Genomic DNA, 15,524 nt, shown 5'->3' with positions numbered 1-15,524 from the left:
CACGACGCCTATGTCAGGCTGGGCAATACGCCGCATGTCAGAAGGAACACGCCTCCATGCTCGAACCGGTCGTCGCGTTCTTCCAGCGCTTCTTTTCATCGTTCGGCCGGGGGCTCGGCGTTGCCATCTCCTGGCTTCTTTTCCCTTTCGTCAAATTTGCCGGCTGGTTCCGGGCGAGTGGCGGCTGGATCGTCAAAGGGCCGGTCGCCGCTGTCGTGATCCTCTTCGTCGGTCTCTACGGCTACTTTATCTTCACGACGCAGGCCTGGACGAATTTCGATCCCGACTACGTGAACCGCTATAATTTCGCGGCACGCAAGACCGATGCCGGGCTGCCGGTGAAACTGGCGCCGGGTGCCGCAGCGCCGGCAACGCCGACCTGCGAGCGCTCGGCGATCGTCGATGTCGCTTCGGACCTGATCGATTTCAATGTCGACGAGAATGCGTGGATATCCTCCATGCTGCTCTACAAGGCAGGCTTCTTCGGCATCGACTGGGACCACACGCCGTTCCTCGATAACAAGGCATCCTTCCAGCGCGGCGTGAATCAGGCGGTGCGGCGCACGACGGTTGAGCTGGTCGATTCGCTCGGCAGGGTGCGTGGCACGTCGGGCATCAACGAGAACCTGCAAAAGGCCCGCAGCAACATGCAGTTCGATGAGGGCGCATGGTATTTCGGGCTTGATCCCTTCGGTCCGAAGACGCCGACACCGAGCTTTTATCGCTCCGCCAAGCGTGATCTGCAGACGTTCAACGAGAGCCTCGTGAAATGCGAGGCGACGTTTGACGGGCGTTCGGACAATCTGGTCGAGTTCATCGACCGCATTTCCAACGATATCGGGAACACCTCGGCGATGATCCGCGAGCGTTCGGAGGATCACAATGGCGGCTGGTTCGATACGCGAGCGGACGACCGGTTCTGGTTCGCCTACGGCCAGCTCTACGGTTACTACGGCGTGATGGCAGCGGCTGGCGCCGACTTCGACGGCGTTATCACCCAGCGTGGCCTGGCGCCGATCTGGGCGGAAAGTCTGAAGCAGCTGCGCTCGGCGCTCCGCATCCAGCCGGCCATCATTTCCAATGGCCGCGAGGACGGCTGGATCATGCCGACGCACCTCGCGACGATGGGTTTTTACATCCTGCGCGTTCGCTCCAATCTCGTGGAAATGCGCGAGATTCTGGCCCGCTAGGTGACGCGTTACCGGCAGTAACGGTAGTTGCCGCGCCTTTGCAGCACGTCGAAATGCAGGTGATTTTCGTGGGCCTCGTCGCTGCCGGGGTCCAGCACCGTTTCGAAGTAGAGGCATCCGGTCGCCGTCACCGCGCGCTGGAAGGCGCCGGAGAGGGTGCCATCCTCATCGCGCGGCTGGATGGCGATCGTTTCGCCGTTTTTGAAGGTGAACGAGGCGATGTCGATGGCGTTGCCGCGGGCGTGCTCGGAGATCTTGCCGGTCGAGGCATTGTTGCGCAGGCGGCAGATATAGCTTGAGGCCTGGTTGATGGTCTTCAGCGCTCCATCTTCAGACATCGCGATGCGGGCCGCGGGAAGCACGGCTTCCTTCGTCCAGCGGGCGAGTTCCAGTGCGGCCTCGCAGCGCAGCGTGGCGTCCGGTGCGAGCTTGATGCCCGGCAGGATCTCTGAGACGGAGATCGGCTTGTCGATGCCGCAACCCTTGCCATCGTCGATGCGCGGCTTCTCCGAGAAGGTCGCGCCGAGGGCTTTGAGGTCGGTCAGGCACTGCGCATAGGCTGCGGGCTCCTCCGGCGTGATGACGAGTTCGGCGGCAGGCGTCGTGGTCCTGGGTTCGGCTGGCTTGTCAGCTGGCGCTGAATCGCCCGGCTCAGGCACCTCGGACTTCGTTTCCGGCTGGGCAGCATTCTTATCTGCCGGCGGCTCTGCCGGTTTTTTCGTCTCGCTTTCCGGCTTTCCGGTTTCTGGCTCCGCCGGCGCCGCATCGGTCGTCGGCGGGGCAGGTTTGGCCTCGGGCTTTGGAACATCTTCCTCGGCTGCCGGTTCGACTGGCTGACCGTCAGTGCTCGTCGGCTCGGGCTTCTTTTCCGTCGTCGGCGCAGGTTGTGTTTCGGCGGTCGCCGGCTTCGTGTCCGGAACGGGGCCGGCTTCCGGCAGGCCTGCACCTGCGAGGATAAGGACGGCCGGGATGACCATCAGCGGGAGAAACAGCGGCAGACGTCGACGCATAGGGACCCATCCAGTTTCAGGCGGCGCTTTGGCCGGTCATCCTGAACTAGGTGCGCGACGACTGGCGGCGAGGGGCATGACGAACGGTTTGCCGAGAGGTGTCGCCCTTTCGCCACGGTGTCGTGATGGCGAAGCCTGCTTTTGCAGCGCTTGCCGCTTGCCAGACGGCGATCTCCGCGCTAACAGTTTTTCATGATCAACACACGCATCCTCTCTGTCTGGTGGTGGGCTCGCTAAAGCGGCCTCGATCAGTCCTGCGTGATGGATTTTTACGATAAGCCGCCCGGAGTTTCGAGGCGGCTTTTTTGCATTCTGGCCGTGCTCGTTTCCCGAGCCAGAACGGAGCGAACGAATGTCGACGACCAAGCTTGAAGATGGTGCCGAATCCTACGTGACGCAGGGTGGAATCACCGTCACACGCCGCCGCCGCGAGGCGTCGTATGCCGATGCGATCTCGACTTATGTTGACCAGCTCGATGAGCGGCGCGGCGCGGTGTTCTCCTCCAACTACGAATATCCCGGTCGCTATACCCGCTGGGACACGGCCATCGTCGATCCGCCCCTCGGCATATCCTCCTTCGGCCGCTCGCTGTGGATCGAAGCCTATAACGAACGCGGCGAGGTGCTGCTGTCTCTGATTTCGCAGCACCTGAAGGGCGTGAAGGACATCACGCTCGGCACGTTGACGGATCGGCGGCTGGATCTGACGATCGACATGCCGGATCATGTCTTTACCGAGGAAGAGCGTTCGAAGACGCCGACCGTTTTCACGGTGCTGCGCGCCGTTACAGCGCTGTTCTTCTCGGCGGAAGATGCCAGCCTCGGCCTCTACGGCGCCTTCGGCTACGACCTCGCATTCCAGTTCGACGCCATCGATTTCACCCTGAAGCGCCCGGACGACCAGCGCGACATGGTGCTGTTCTTGCCCGATGAAATCCTGGTGGTCGATCATTACGCCGCCAAAGCCTGGATCGACCGTTACGACTTCGCGCAGGGCGATCTCTCGACTTTCGGAAAGGCTGGCGACATCGAGGCCGAGCCGTTCCGCGTCGTGGACAGCATTCCACCGCATGGCGACCATCGGCCGGGCGAATATGCCGAACTGGTGACGAAGGCCAAGGAGAGCTTTCGTCGCGGCGACCTCTTCGAGGTCGTGCCCGGGCAGAAGTTCTACGAGCGCTGCGAAAGCCGCCCCTCGGAAATTTCCAATCGCCTGAAGGCGATCAATCCTTCGCCCTATTCGTTCTTCATCAATCTCGGCCATCAGGAGTATCTGGTCGGGGCATCGCCCGAAATGTTCGTGCGCGTGTCCGGCCGGCGCATCGAGACCTGCCCGATATCGGGCACGATCAAGCGCGGCGACGATCCGATTGCCGACAGCGAGCAGATTTTGAAGCTGCTGAACTCCAAGAAGGATGAATCCGAGCTGACCATGTGCTCCGACGTCGACCGCAACGACAAGAGCCGCGTCTGCGAGCCCGGCTCGGTCAAGGTCATCGGGCGCCGCCAGATCGAGATGTATTCGCGTCTGATCCACACCGTCGATCACATCGAAGGTCGCCTGCGCGACGACATGGATGCTTTCGACGGCTTCCTCAGCCATGCCTGGGCCGTAACGGTCACCGGCGCGCCGAAACTGTGGGCGATGCGCTTCATCGAAAGCCACGAGAAGAGCCCGCGCGCATGGTATGGCGGCGCGATCGGCATGGTCGGTTTCAATGGTGACATGAACACGGGCCTGACGCTGCGCACGATCCGCATCAAGGACGGCATTGCGGAAGTGCGGGCCGGCGCGACGCTGCTCAACGACAGCGATCCGCATGAGGAAGAAGCCGAAACCGAACTGAAGGCCTCCGCCATGATCTCCGCCATCCGCGATGCCAAATCCGCCGCCAAGGGCAAGCAGGCCCGCGATGTCGCGCCCGTTGGCGCCGGCGTCAGCATTCTGCTGGTCGATCACGAGGACAGCTTCGTTCATACGCTCGCCAATTATTTCCGCCAGACGGGCGCGACCGTGAACACGGTGCGCTCTCCGGTGGCAGAGGAACTGCTGGACCGGTTGAAGCCGGATCTCGTCGTGCTTTCGCCGGGCCCCGGCAAGCCTAGGGATTTCGACTGCAAGGCGACGATCAAGAAGGCAAGGGCGCGCAATCTGCCAATCTTTGGTGTGTGCCTTGGCTTGCAGGCGCTCGCCGAAGCCTATGGCGGGGACCTGCGGCAGCTTGCCGTTCCCATGCATGGCAAACCTTCGCGCATCCGCGTGCTGGAGCCGGGCCTCGTCTTTGCCGGTCTCGGCAAGGAAGTGACCGTCGGGCGCTACCATTCGATCTTCGCCGACCCCTCGACACTGCCGCGCGATTTCATGATCACGGCCGAGAGCGAGGACGGGACGATCATGGGCATCGAGCATACGAAGGAGCCGATCGCAGCCGTTCAGTTCCATCCGGAATCCATCATGACGCTCGGCGGCGACGCCGGCATGCGGATGATCGAGAACGTCGTGGCGAACCTCGCCAAGCGCGCCAAAGTGAAAGCAGCCTGATAAGCGGCTTGCGCCTGTTTTAGGGTCTTGCATGCCCGTGCCTTTTCCGCGAAAGGGTGCGGGCAATATCGTTTCGGCAGATACGTCGATGGCCGTGACCGCTCTCGGCGGCAGAAGACACTGCGACCGCGCAGATCAGGCATTCCAGATAGGTCCGCAGTCGTCGCCCCATCGCCACCAACGCGGCGGCGGGCGTCAGCCGCGTGAGAGGCAGGCACGGGCTGCCGGCCAGAGGTACGTTTCATGACGACGACAAGCACCATCAACCGCGCCCAGCGGCTTGCTTTCTGGACCATTCCGCTGTCGCTTCTCGTGCTGGCCATGAAGATGGCGGCATGGTGGTTCACGGGGTCCGTGGCGCTGCTCTCCGATGGTCTCGAATCGATCGTCAACGTCGTTGCGGCTGTCGTCGCCTTCGTGGTGATCGGTTATGCCGCAAAGCCCGCCGATGACGACCATCCATTCGGCCATCACAAGGCGGAATATTTCTCGGCCGTCATCGAGGGCGTGCTCATCGTCGTCGCAGCCCTCGTCATCGTCTACGAGGCCGTGCCCGCAGTTCTCTCGCCGCAACCGATCGAGGCGCCGGCCATCGGTCTTGCCATCAACCTTGCGGCCGGCGTCGTCAACGCGATCTGGGCGACCATTCTGCTGCGCGCCGGAAAGGCGTTCCGGTCGCCGGCGCTGTCCGCCGACGGGCATCACATCATGTCGGATGTCGTCACCTCGGGCGGCGTCCTTGTCGGTCTCCTGCTGGCCATCGCTACGGGTTACACCATCCTCGATCCGCTCCTTGCGGTTATCGTCGCCGGCAATATCCTGTTTCAGGGCTGGAAGGTCATCGCCGGTTCGATCAGCGGCTTGATGGATCGCGCGGTGGAGACCGCGGAAGATGCGGAGATCCGTGCCGCTATCGCGGACAATGCGGCGGGGTCGCTCGGTGTGCACGACTTGAAGACGCGGCAGGCGGCTTCGGTCATCTTCGTCGATTTTCACATGGTGGTGCCGGCGGACATGACCGTCGGCGCCGCGCACGATATTTGCGACCGCATCGAGGACGCCATCCGCGCCGTCAACGGGGCCGCCAAGATCGCCATTCACATCGAACCGGAGAGTGAGAAGGCCCACGGCATTCGCGTCAAGGTAACGCCGAGCCGGCCCGAGCCGATGTCACCCGACGGACCGAGAAGCCAAGAAGGAGCTGATACATGAGTAAGACCGACGTTTCCGGGCTGTCCATGCTGGGACAGGCCGTTGCCGGCGCAACGAACCCCGACGAAGCCGTGCTGGAGCGCGTTCCGAGCAATCACGCGGGCACCGATTTCGTGGTGCGCTTCACGGCACCGGAGTTCACATCGCTTTGCCCGATGACCGGGCAGCCGGATTTTGCGCATATCGTCATCGACTATGTGCCGGACGGATGGCTGGTCGAATCGAAGTCGCTCAAGCTCTTCCTTCATTCGTTCCGCAATCACGGCGCATTTCATGAGGATTGCACACTCGATATCGCCAAGCGGCTGGTCGATCTGCTCTCGCCGAAATGGTTGCGCATCGGAGCCTACTGGTATCCGCGCGGCGGTATTCCGATCGACGTGTTCTGGCAGACGGGCAACCCGCCCGAAGGCGTCTGGCTGCCCGATCAGGGTGTCCAGCCCTATCGCGGTCGTGGCTGACCGCCGGCAGGGCCGCTCGGGTCACACGTCCATGGTATCGTCGGAGCCGAAGTCGGTATCGACGTCATCGCCCTGCGATGAGTCGAAGTCGGCTTGCTGCCAGCCGTCATTGCCGGCGGGCGCATCGGGCGCATTGTCTGCCGGTGCGGTATCCGACGCCTGGGTGACGGCATCGTCACCGTAATAGTTGTTGATCGTGGTTTCCTCGATCGGCGCTGCGGTTGGCATCGCGCCGCCAAGGCCGAGCGATGACATATGGTTGCCGAAGATGCCGCTGAGCGAGTTGGCGAGCAGCATGCCACCTGCAACCCCGGCTGCCGTACCCATGGCACCGCGCAGAAAGCCTCCGCCGGCTGATGTCTGCTGCGGCTGACGCTCCCAGGGACCGCTCGCTGGCTGCTGCGGCTGATAGGGTTGCTGCTGTGGCATAGGCGACGTTGCGCGGGGTGCGCTGCCCCATGGCCCGCCTGTGTCGGACCGATCCGTTGGTTGCGGCCTTTCCGACGATCCGAAGATGGAGCCGAGGAAGCCACCCGGATGGCTCTCGCGTGGCGCGCTGTCGCGTTCGCGCTCCAGTGCATGGAGGCGGTCCTCGCTCTGGCGAAGTTGAGCTTCGAGGGCCTCGATCCGCTGTGCTGCGGCCTCCAGGCCCTTTTCCTGAACGATGACGGCCTGGGCGAGGTAGTAGGGTGCCGAAGGCTGGCTGCGGACAGCCTGATCGATCAGGTTTTCCGCCGCGCTGTCGCGTGGCGTCGATGATGCGGTGCGGACCCGTTCGAAAAGGCCGCTGAGAAGGGATTGTTCTTCCGGTGACATGCTCGTCTCCCAAGGGCACGATCATTCAAGAATGATGCTGCCGCTTGTCGGTTCCTCATGGATCGGTCTCGCGGTGCTGTGCCGCCCGGTCCATGCTGGCTGGTGTGCCATGTCGTCGATTACACCGAGCAAATCCGGCTTTTCAGGGCCGGATTCGGGCAGTGTGCAAAAGATTTTCAGCGTCGCCTGGAGGCGAACGTTCCGGTCAACCGGCGACGAACAACGCGGCACCCGTTATGGCCGTCGCGGCGCCGAGGAAGCGAGAGACGAGACTTGCATTGCCCGCACGGCCGATCATGAGGCCAAGGCCGATACCCGCTGCATGCAGCGCTGCCGTCGAAAGTGCGAAGCCGAGGCCGAAGGGCAGGGCGGTTGCCGCGCCAAGTTCGCCGCCATGTGCATAGCCGTGGAAGAGGGCGAAGATACCGACGACGCCCGCGCCGGCCGCCGCCGGCATGCGCACGGCCATGGCCACCAGCAGGCCGAGCGCCACGATGGAGGCAAGGATGGCCGGCTCCACGAAGGGCAGGTGCAGGCCGGACAGCGCCAGCGCGAAGCCGAGAGCCATCGTGACGACGAAGGCCGCGGGAACGACGGGAATGCTACGGCCGCCCATCTGCGCCGCCCAGAGCCCGACGGCGACCATGACCAGGATGTGATCGAGCCCCGAAAGCGGATGGGTGATGCCCGCCATCATCGAGCCGTGTTCGGCCGGGTTCAGGTGGGCGAAGGCGGGAGCGGTGGAAAGGGCGAATGCCGCGGCGGTGGCGGCGAGAAAGCGACGTGTCATGATGGTCCCCTCAGTTCATGGCGGCGAATGGGATCTGCTTGGGAGGCGCGCCGCCGTTATCGTTGCAGTCCGCATCCTAATCCGCCATCGCCCAGTGTCCATACGGCAAATGCCCAGGACAGGGCTTCAAAATTGCCCTCTTAACCATCGCGAGCGGTCTGGCCGGTGCAGGGGACCGCGCTTGTTGCCCCGGGTCCTGTGTTTGTTGCATTGTCATCGCGGTCGAGTCGCCTTATCTGAGCAGGCAGACACCTGAAATTTCGCGGGAGACAGCGGATGAACGAAGACGAGGACGACAAGAAGACGGAACTGCCCCTGGGCAAGGAAACGGAAGCGAACCTTTTCAAGTCGCGCTCGATTTTCATCTACGGCCCGATCAACCAGGAACTGGCGCAGAAGGTCTGCTCGCAGCTCGTGGCCCTGTCGTCCGCAAGCGATGAAGATATCCGCATCTTCGTCAATTCGCCGGGCGGCCATGTCGAATCCGGCGACAGCATTCACGACATGATCAAGTTCGTGAAGCCGAAGGTCTGGATCATCGGCACAGGCTGGGTCGCCTCCGCCGGCGCGCTGATCTATGTATCGGTGCCGAAAGAGCAGCGTCTTTGCCTGCCCAATACGCGCTTCCTCCTTCACCAACCCTCTGGCGGCACGCGCGGCATGGCATCCGACATCGAGATCCAGGCACGTGAAATCATCAAGATGAACGAGCGCCTGAACCGGATCTTCTCGGAAGCGACCGGCCAGCCGATCGAAAAGATCGCCAAGGATACGGACCGCGATTACTGGCTGTCCGCCGAAGATGCCAAGACCTACGGTCTTGTATCGCGGATCGTCACGAATGTGGCCGACATCTGAGCCATTCGGCTTGGAACGGTATTTTGAACCCCGCCGCGTATCGGCGGGGTTTTTCGTTGCGCAGATTGAGGACTGCGCCGGACCGGCGGCCGCGGGACGTTCATACAGCCATACATGCATTATCGGTGTGCATATGCCTTTTCCTTCATCCGCACTTGCCCTTTTCTGCAGCGGCGTGTATTGAGCCCATCATGTCGAAGAACAGCGCCAAGATCATCGAGCAGTTTTCCCGTGGACGCACCGTCGTTCGCGATCGCTCGCGCGCGTTCACCTCGCTTCTTCTTCTCGGCCTTACGCGCGGTTGCCGGGTTCTTTAAGGAGCGCCCGGTGGCCGACAAGCCCACCGGCACAGCTCCTTAGCCTCCGCTAAAATCCGACGTCTCCGCAGCACTCCTCAGCATTTGCCATCGCAAACCGGTCTCCGATCGGTTATGGCAGCACGCGCGACGTTTCACCGTGACAGCGAACCAGGCCCCGCCTTTATCCGATGCCGGACGCTGTGAAGTCGAAGAGAACCGAAATGATCCTGAAGTCCCATACCGTCAAACAGGGCATGCCCTCGGCCGCCGTCAAGTATCAGCCTTATCCGCAGGTGCCGATCACCGACCGCACATGGCCGTCGAAGACGATTTCCACCCCGCCCATCTGGTGTTCCGTTGATCTGCGCGACGGCAATCAGTCGCTGGTCGATCCCATGGGGCATGACCGCAAGGCACGGATGTTCCAGTTGCTGGTCGACATGGGCTTCAAGGAAATCGAGATCGGCTTTCCCTCCGCATCCCAGACAGACTTCGATTTCGCGCGCTGGTGCATCGAGGAGGGCAACATTCCGGCCGACCTTTCCTTGCAGGTTCTGGTTCAGTGCCGTCCGGAATTGATCACGCGGACGTTCGAGTCGCTGCAAGGCGCCAACAAGCCGATCGTGCATTTCTACAACTCCACGAGCGAGTTGCAGCGCCGCGTCGTGTTTGCCAAGGACGTGCACGGCATCAAGCAGATTGCGACGGATGCGGCCAAGATGATCGCGGACATGGCGGCAAAGGCCGGCGGAGACTTCCGGTTCGAATATTCGCCCGAAAGCTTCACCGGTACGGAGCTGGAGGTCTCGCTGGAGATTTGCAATGCCGTCGCCGAGATCATCAAGCCGACCGCCGAGAACAAGCTGATCCTGAACCTGCCCTCGACCGTGGAGATGTCTACGCCGAACATCTATGCCGACCAGATCGAGTGGATGTGCCGCAACCTCGACAATCGCGAAAACCTGATCATCTCTCTGCACCCGCACAATGACCGGGGTACCGGCATCGCTGCCGCCGAACTCGGCCTGATGGCAGGCGCGGACCGCGTCGAAGGTACGCTGTTCGGCAATGGCGAGCGGACCGGCAACGTGGATATCGTAACGCTGGCGCTGAACATGTTCACGCAAGGGGTGGATCCGCAGATCGATTGCTCCGACATCGAGCGGATCAAGGACGTCTACGAATACTCCAACCAGATGGCGATTACCGAGCGTCACCCCTATGTCGGCGAATTGGTCTATACGGCCTTCTCCGGCTCGCATCAGGACGCGATCAACAAGGGCATGAAGGCGATCAAGACCGCCAACAAGCCGCAATGGGAAGTGCCCTATCTGCCGATCGATCCGCGTGACGTGGGACGGTCCTACGAGGCGATCATCCGGATCAACTCCCAGTCAGGCAAGGGCGGCATCGCCTATATTCTGCAGGAGGATTACGGGATCAACCTGCCGCGTGCGCTGCAGGTCGAGTTTCGCGAGGACATCCAGCGCATCACCGACGAGCAGGGCAAGGAACTGCCCTCAAAGGCGATCCATGCGCGGTTCCTTGAGCGTTATATCGAGCAGCCGGGTGCACGCATCCGCTATGTCGATCACACGACGCTGCCGCTTGGCGAGCATCGGGGCGCGCGCATTGTGCAGGCGGAGATCATCGATCGCGGCGAGACGAAGACGATCGAGGGGCGTGGCACGGGACCGATCGATGGCTTCATCAACGCGCTGTCACTCTATCTCGGCGTCGATATCTCGGTTGCCGATTATTCCGAGCATTCGTTGCAGCAGGGATCGAACGCGGCGGCCATCGCCTATGTCGAGGTCCAGCACAATGGCGGCAAACTCTTCGGGGCCGGCATCAACACCAATATCGTCACGGCATCCCTCGAAGCCATCGTTTCCGCTGCCAACCGGGTGATCGAGGAACAGGTGGCCTGATCGCCTGCTTTCCAACAGGTAAAACACGATCCCCGGATGGAAATGTCCGGGGATTTTTTTGAAGCTACATCACGTCGGCGATGGCGTCGGCGAGGTCCTTGAAGTTCGCCGTGGCGGAAGGGCCGACGACGACATAGGCAGCACCCGGCTTGTCCCATGAGATGAGCGCGAGGTCGTCGCGCATGCTCTCCGTCATGCGGTCGCTTTCATCCGCCGTGGCTGAGCGCTGGAAACAGACGGCGAAGACCTCGCCGTCCTCATCCTTGAAGAGCAGCTGCGCGGTCGGCTTGCCGGCAGCGACCAGCAGGCGGGCGCCCTGAAAGGTCAGCTTGCTTGCCGAGAGATCCGGGATAGCAAAGGAGACGCCGGTGCTGGCGGTCAGCCAGTTGCGGATTTCTTCGTCATTTTCAGCCGTGACCTCGACCAGATGGCGGGGTTGACGGGCGTAGACCCGATGCGCATCCGTGACATCATCGAGCCAAGTGCGAGGCTTGACCACCGGTGTCGGCGGCGTGTTGTCGTCGACGGTTCGACCGATCAGGTAGCCCGTGGAGCCGCCAATGAGAAGCATGCCGCAGGAGGCGGCAAGCGCGCCGCGCCAGAGCTTGCGACGCTGTTTTCGCGGTGCGCCCACCACGCGTTCCTGTTTGGGGTTGATGTCTGTACCCTGCCGGATGCGGCGGGCGAGCGACAGCGGGACAGGATCGTGCAGGAACGCTTCGAAGCCGGAGGCACCGAGCGCGCTGCCCTGTTTGAGATGTTCGAGTATCCGGCGCGCTTCGGCATCGTTTGCCAGAAGCTGGTCGATCTCCCGGCGCTCGTTTTCGTCCACTTCGCCATCGAGATAGGCCGACAGCCTTGCCTCGATGGAGGGACTTCTGGTGTTCTGCAAGGTCAGGCCCTTCTTTCCGTCATGTCGGAGGCCATCGAGGCCAGCCGCGCCCGTGCGGTCGCAAGCCTGCTCGCGATGACATCCGGCGCCAGACCCAGAATCCGGCCGGCGTCGCGATAGGTTCTATGCTCGACGGCGACCAGAAGGAAGGCGCTGGCCAGCCCCTCGGGCATCGAAATGATCACCTGCTGCACGGCGCCGGTATAGGATGTTTCTCCTGATGGGCTCGGTCCTGCATGCAGATTGGTGGCCACGCGCCGTCGGCCCATGGCCTCGTCGCGCAGGCTGCGTGCCAGCGTATAAAGCGCATCTTCGAGCCGACCATGACCGTTCCAGACCGGCTGGCGTCCCGTGGCGCGCTCGCAGACCGTCTGCACAAGGTCATCCGCCTGCTGCCCGTCGCGCGTCAGGGTGAGCGCAAAGCGTCGCAGCCTGGGCAGCAGACTGACGAGATCGCGGCTGATGTCGATCGTTTCCTGAGCTGGTCGCATCGCTTTCACCTGCGGAGGTTTAGTCCGGAATCCTGGATATCAGCGCTTCCGGTCGGCGCCGAGCCCTCGGCTCCCGTTTGTCGAACCGAACAGATATGAAACCATCGGCTGGTGCTTCGCAAGTCGAGCCACGGTTCTATCACGGTTTTTTGCCGATCACGATGCGGTGGTATGGCGGTGTTTCCCGTTTCGCCACGCTCAGGCGAGGAAACGTGTCGTTTCCGCCAGATGCACGCCTTGCCCGACCTCGTTCAGCTCGAAGCGCTCCCGCAGGAGCTTCCAGTTGCCCGGGCTTCCCGATATCGAGAAGAGATTGAACCCGGCAGGGGGTTTGGACCCGCCGAGACCCTGCGATGCCGACGCGATGCCCACGACCGGCACGGGCATCTGCTGGCCGCGGAGCGAATAGACCGTGTTGAGATGCGTATGCCCATGCAGCACGAGTTCCGCGCCGCCCGCCGAGATGGTGGCGCCGAAACGGCGGATGCCGATCATGCGCTTATGGGTGGGCGTAGCGCCACGAATTGGCGGATGGTGGATCATGACGACGCGGAAGAGACCGGCCTCTCCGGCGGCGCGCAACAGGTTGACCGTCTCGCGCGCCTGACGCCGGCCGAAATAACCGCTGGCGGCGAAGGGCGGCGTGGCAAGGGCCGTCGAACAGCCGATGATCGCGACATTGCCGCGAACCCGCATGTAGGGGTAGCAGTGAAAATCTTCGTCCCACACCGCGGGCGCATCTTCGCCACGCATGAAGGGGTACCAGGCCTTCGTCGCCTTTTCATAGGCGCCCGGCACATAGGCGTCGTGATTGCCGGGGATGACCGAGATGTTACGCGGGTCGCCGGCATCCGTCAGCCAAGCCGTTACCGTCTCGATCTCCCGCGAGGATGCGAGGTTCACCATGTCCCCGGTGATGGCGAGGTGATCCGGGTCGATCCGGTCGATCGCATCCATCAACGTGTTCAGCGTATTGCCCACCATATGGCTGCGCCTGTTGCGATGCCAGTTGATGAAACCGGTGATGCGCTTGGAGGCGAGTTCCCGAAGGGACAGGCTGGGGAGGGGGCCAAGATGAATATCGGAGATATGCGCAAGTTTGAACATGGGTTCTACCTAGCGCATATCGCCCGAAAAGCTAACCGCAGCGGCACGCTTTTGCCACAATCTTGAACGGACGGCGATCAGGCCGCTGTCAGGCGTTCGCGGCCATGCGGACCGTCGAGGTCGAGATGTGGCCCCTCCGGCACGATGCCGGTCGGGTTGATGGTCTTGTGGCTCTCGTAATAGTGATGCTTGATGTGATGCATATCCACCGTGCCGGCGACGCCGGGGGTTTGGTAGAGATCCTTCAGGTACCCCTGCAGGTTGGGGTAATCGACGATGCGGCGGATGTTGCATTTGAAGTGTCCGACATAGACCGGGTCGAACCGGACCAGTGTCGTGAACAGCCGCCAATCGGCCTCGGTCACGCGGTCGCCAAGAAGGTAGCGGCGGGCGGACAGTCGCTCTTCCAGATCGTCGAGGGTCTCGAAGACGGCTTCGACGCTCTCCGCATAGGCCTCCTGTGTGGTGGCGAAGCCGGCTTTGTAGACGCCGTTGTTGACGGTGTCGTAGATGCGGGTGTTGAGTGCGTCGATCTCCTCGCGCAACTCGCTCGGGTAGAAATCGCGGGTCGAGGCTGTCAGCCCATCGAAAGCTGTGTTGAGCATGCGGATAATGTCGGCAGACTCGTTGGAGACGAGCTTGTTCTGCTTTTTATCCCAAAGGACGGGAACGGTGACGCGACCCGAATATTTCGGATCGGCGCGCACGTAGATTTCAGACAGCGCTTTCGCGCCGAAGAGATGGTCCTGCGTATCGCCCGGACCGTCCTTGAACTCCCAGCCCTTCGACAGCATCAGGTAATCGACGACGGAGACCGAAATCAGATCCTCCAGGCCCTTCAACGCCCGGAAGATCAGCGTGCGGTGAGCCCAGGGACAGGCCAGCGAGACATAAAGATGGTAGCGTCCGGCTTCGGCCTTGAACCCCGCTTCGCCGGTCGGCCCCGCGCTGCCGTCCGCTGTCACCCAGTTGCGGAACTGCGATTCGGAGCGCTTGAAATGCCCTTTGGTCGCCGCGGTATCGTACCAGACGTCGTGCCAGATGCCTTCGACCAGCATGCCCATGGATCGGTTTCCTCATTGTCGGTTCAGTGTCCTCGATGACACACAAGATAGGAGACGGGCAACGTCCGGACAGGCATGCCGCGGTGAACGATGCGTTTTCACTTGGTGACGCCATTTTTTTCTGCTATCGGCGCACCAGCTTTTTCTTGAAAGACGTGAACATGCATTTTGCAGGAAACCCTCGACGACGCTGATGACCATGCTTTCGGGCATGCGCGGTCGCGCGCTGCCGTTCCCCATGTTTCGTTTGCCAATCGGGTTTCCCCATGTTCATGCACAAGCACGACCTCGTCTATCTGACGGAAGATGCCTCTCACGCCGCCGCCATTGAACTGATCAACGAGGAAGCCTTTGGCCCCGGCCGGTTTGCGCGCGCCGCCGCCCGCATCCGCGAGCAGGGACCGCATGATCGCTCGCTGTCCTTCATTTGTGCCGACGACGGCGAGACGATCGGTTCCGTGCGGATGACGCCGGTCTTTGCCGGTCCTGTCTCCGCCCATTTGCTGGGGCCGCTGGCCGTGCGGCCTTCCCACAAGAACAGGGGCATCGGTCGGGAACTGGTGCGGATAGCTGTCGAGGCCGCCCGGCGGAAGGGATCGGAAGCCGTGATCCTCGTCGGCGACGCTGCCTATTACCAGCCGCTCGGTTTCGAGCCCGTTTCCCGCGGAGCGCTGGCGTTTCCTGGCCCGGTCGACATGGCTCGGGTTCTGGTGGTGCCGATCGGCGCTGATATTCACGCGCGGCTTGCCGGCGAAATCCGCTGGCGCGGCTGATCGCGCCAATTGTCGGGCTCGACGTAAACGTTCCTCAATATCGTATGCGTAGTGTGGCCTCGTGTCCGGACGCCTTGCCCGGCAAAGC

15 protein-coding genes are annotated in these 15,524 nt (G+C 62.3%); 8 read left to right on the top strand and 7 right to left on the bottom strand.

From position 1 onward, the window contains the following. The first annotated feature begins 56 nt into the window (after positions 1-56). Complete coding sequence (locus tag BSG19_RS03405) at positions 57-1,190, top strand: DUF2333 family protein (protein WP_092984831.1); 1,134 nt, start codon at positions 57-59, stop codon at positions 1,188-1,190. Between the two features lie 8 nt (positions 1,191-1,198). Here BSG19_RS03405 and BSG19_RS03400 read toward each other — a convergent pair whose 3' ends face one another. After that, positions 1,199-2,200 carry an extensin family protein gene (locus BSG19_RS03400; protein ID WP_092984829.1) on the bottom strand — a complete coding sequence of 334 codons (1,002 nt, stop codon included), beginning with the start codon at positions 2,198-2,200 and terminating at the stop codon, positions 1,199-1,201. 352 nt (positions 2,201-2,552) lie between these two features. Between BSG19_RS03400 and BSG19_RS03395 the strand changes: the two genes are divergently transcribed. The 3 genes from BSG19_RS03395 to queF all read left to right on the top strand — a co-directional run bounded on the left by BSG19_RS03395 (position 2,553) and on the right by queF (position 6,415). Further along, positions 2,553-4,742 (top strand): anthranilate synthase, encoded by a 2,190-nt coding sequence (locus BSG19_RS03395; RefSeq protein WP_092984827.1) that lies wholly within the window; start codon positions 2,553-2,555, stop codon positions 4,740-4,742. Between the two features lie 243 nt (positions 4,743-4,985). Further along, positions 4,986-5,954 carry a cation diffusion facilitator family transporter gene (locus BSG19_RS03390; RefSeq protein WP_092984825.1) on the top strand — a complete coding sequence of 323 codons (969 nt, stop codon included), beginning with the start codon at positions 4,986-4,988 and terminating at the stop codon, positions 5,952-5,954. Then, the gene (queF, locus tag BSG19_RS03385; protein WP_092984823.1) at positions 5,951-6,415 is read left to right on the top strand and encodes a preQ(1) synthase; all 465 of its coding nucleotides are present in this window, start codon (positions 5,951-5,953) and stop codon (positions 6,413-6,415) included. The genes BSG19_RS03390 and queF overlap by 4 nt, the downstream gene beginning before the upstream one ends. A gap of 21 nt (positions 6,416-6,436) precedes the next feature. On the opposite strand, the gene BSG19_RS03380 is transcribed toward queF, so the two are convergent. Together BSG19_RS03380 and BSG19_RS03375 are read right to left on the bottom strand one after the other, a co-directional pair. After that, the gene (locus tag BSG19_RS03380; protein WP_092984821.1) at positions 6,437-7,231 is read right to left on the bottom strand and encodes a DUF2076 domain-containing protein; all 795 of its coding nucleotides are present in this window, start codon (positions 7,229-7,231) and stop codon (positions 6,437-6,439) included. A gap of 205 nt (positions 7,232-7,436) precedes the next feature. Next, positions 7,437-8,021, bottom strand: a complete 585-nt coding sequence (locus tag BSG19_RS03375) for a HupE/UreJ family protein (RefSeq protein WP_092984819.1) — start codon at positions 8,019-8,021, stop codon at positions 7,437-7,439. Positions 8,022-8,297: 276 nt separating this feature from the next. Between BSG19_RS03375 and BSG19_RS03370 the strand changes: the two genes are divergently transcribed. From BSG19_RS03370 to leuA, 3 genes are all read left to right on the top strand, one after another. Next, complete coding sequence (locus BSG19_RS03370) at positions 8,298-8,879, top strand: ATP-dependent Clp protease proteolytic subunit (RefSeq protein ID WP_092984817.1); 582 nt, start codon at positions 8,298-8,300, stop codon at positions 8,877-8,879. 191 nt (positions 8,880-9,070) lie between these two features. After that, positions 9,071-9,196 (top strand): hypothetical protein, encoded by a 126-nt coding sequence (locus BSG19_RS26495; RefSeq protein ID WP_274533663.1) that lies wholly within the window; start codon positions 9,071-9,073, stop codon positions 9,194-9,196. Between the two features lie 203 nt (positions 9,197-9,399). Continuing rightward, positions 9,400-11,109, top strand: a complete 1,710-nt coding sequence (gene leuA / locus BSG19_RS03365) for a 2-isopropylmalate synthase (protein WP_092984815.1) — start codon at positions 9,400-9,402, stop codon at positions 11,107-11,109. A 64-nt stretch (positions 11,110-11,173) separates the two neighbouring features. Here leuA and BSG19_RS03360 read toward each other — a convergent pair whose 3' ends face one another. From BSG19_RS03360 to BSG19_RS03345, 4 genes are all read right to left on the bottom strand, one after another. Then, the gene (locus BSG19_RS03360; protein WP_092984813.1) at positions 11,174-12,001 is read right to left on the bottom strand and encodes an anti-sigma factor family protein; all 828 of its coding nucleotides are present in this window, start codon (positions 11,999-12,001) and stop codon (positions 11,174-11,176) included. 2 nt (positions 12,002-12,003) lie between these two features. Continuing rightward, positions 12,004-12,492, bottom strand: a complete 489-nt coding sequence (locus BSG19_RS03355) for a sigma factor-like helix-turn-helix DNA-binding protein (protein WP_092984811.1) — start codon at positions 12,490-12,492, stop codon at positions 12,004-12,006. A 198-nt stretch (positions 12,493-12,690) separates the two neighbouring features. Further along, positions 12,691-13,599, bottom strand: a complete 909-nt coding sequence (locus tag BSG19_RS03350; RefSeq protein WP_092984809.1) for a metallophosphoesterase family protein — start codon at positions 13,597-13,599, stop codon at positions 12,691-12,693. 77 nt (positions 13,600-13,676) lie between these two features. Next, positions 13,677-14,663 (bottom strand): glutathione S-transferase family protein, encoded by a 987-nt coding sequence (locus tag BSG19_RS03345; RefSeq protein ID WP_092984807.1) that lies wholly within the window; start codon positions 14,661-14,663, stop codon positions 13,677-13,679. A gap of 272 nt (positions 14,664-14,935) precedes the next feature. On the opposite strand from BSG19_RS03345, the gene BSG19_RS03340 reads away from it, so the two are divergent. After that, the gene (locus BSG19_RS03340; protein WP_092985561.1) at positions 14,936-15,436 is read left to right on the top strand and encodes a GNAT family N-acetyltransferase; all 501 of its coding nucleotides are present in this window, start codon (positions 14,936-14,938) and stop codon (positions 15,434-15,436) included. Positions 15,437-15,524 lie beyond the last annotated feature (88 nt).

This window comes from Rhizobium sp. NFR03 (assembly GCF_900111275.1).
Lineage (GTDB): Bacteria > Pseudomonadota > Alphaproteobacteria > Rhizobiales > Rhizobiaceae > Ferranicluibacter.
The sequence above is the reverse complement of the archived record's forward strand: the minus strand, read 5'-3'. Positions and strand labels throughout refer to the sequence as shown.

Bases quoted from the DNA above. Each gene is read 5' to 3' on its own strand.
- BSG19_RS03405 (WP_092984831.1), top strand. From the start codon at position 57: ATGCTCGAACCGGTCGTCGCGTTCTTCCAGCGCTTCTTTTCATCGTTC.
- BSG19_RS03400 (WP_092984829.1), bottom strand. From the start codon at position 2,200: ATGCGTCGACGTCTGCCGCTGTTTCTCCCGCTGATGGTCATCCCGGCC.
- BSG19_RS03395 (WP_092984827.1), top strand. From the start codon at position 2,553: ATGTCGACGACCAAGCTTGAAGATGGTGCCGAATCCTACGTGACGCAG.
- BSG19_RS03390 (WP_092984825.1), top strand. From the start codon at position 4,986: ATGACGACGACAAGCACCATCAACCGCGCCCAGCGGCTTGCTTTCTGG.
- queF (WP_092984823.1), top strand. From the start codon at position 5,951: ATGAGTAAGACCGACGTTTCCGGGCTGTCCATGCTGGGACAGGCCGTT.
- BSG19_RS03380 (WP_092984821.1), bottom strand. From the start codon at position 7,231: ATGTCACCGGAAGAACAATCCCTTCTCAGCGGCCTTTTCGAACGGGTC.
- BSG19_RS03375 (WP_092984819.1), bottom strand. From the start codon at position 8,021: ATGACACGTCGCTTTCTCGCCGCCACCGCCGCGGCATTCGCCCTTTCC.
- BSG19_RS03370 (WP_092984817.1), top strand. From the start codon at position 8,298: ATGAACGAAGACGAGGACGACAAGAAGACGGAACTGCCCCTGGGCAAG.
- BSG19_RS26495 (WP_274533663.1), top strand. From the start codon at position 9,071: ATGTCGAAGAACAGCGCCAAGATCATCGAGCAGTTTTCCCGTGGACGC.
- leuA (WP_092984815.1), top strand. From the start codon at position 9,400: ATGATCCTGAAGTCCCATACCGTCAAACAGGGCATGCCCTCGGCCGCC.
- BSG19_RS03355 (WP_092984811.1), bottom strand. From the start codon at position 12,492: ATGCGACCAGCTCAGGAAACGATCGACATCAGCCGCGATCTCGTCAGT.
- BSG19_RS03350 (WP_092984809.1), bottom strand. From the start codon at position 13,599: ATGTTCAAACTTGCGCATATCTCCGATATTCATCTTGGCCCCCTCCCC.
- BSG19_RS03345 (WP_092984807.1), bottom strand. From the start codon at position 14,663: ATGGGCATGCTGGTCGAAGGCATCTGGCACGACGTCTGGTACGATACC.
- BSG19_RS03340 (WP_092985561.1), top strand. From the start codon at position 14,936: ATGCACAAGCACGACCTCGTCTATCTGACGGAAGATGCCTCTCACGCC.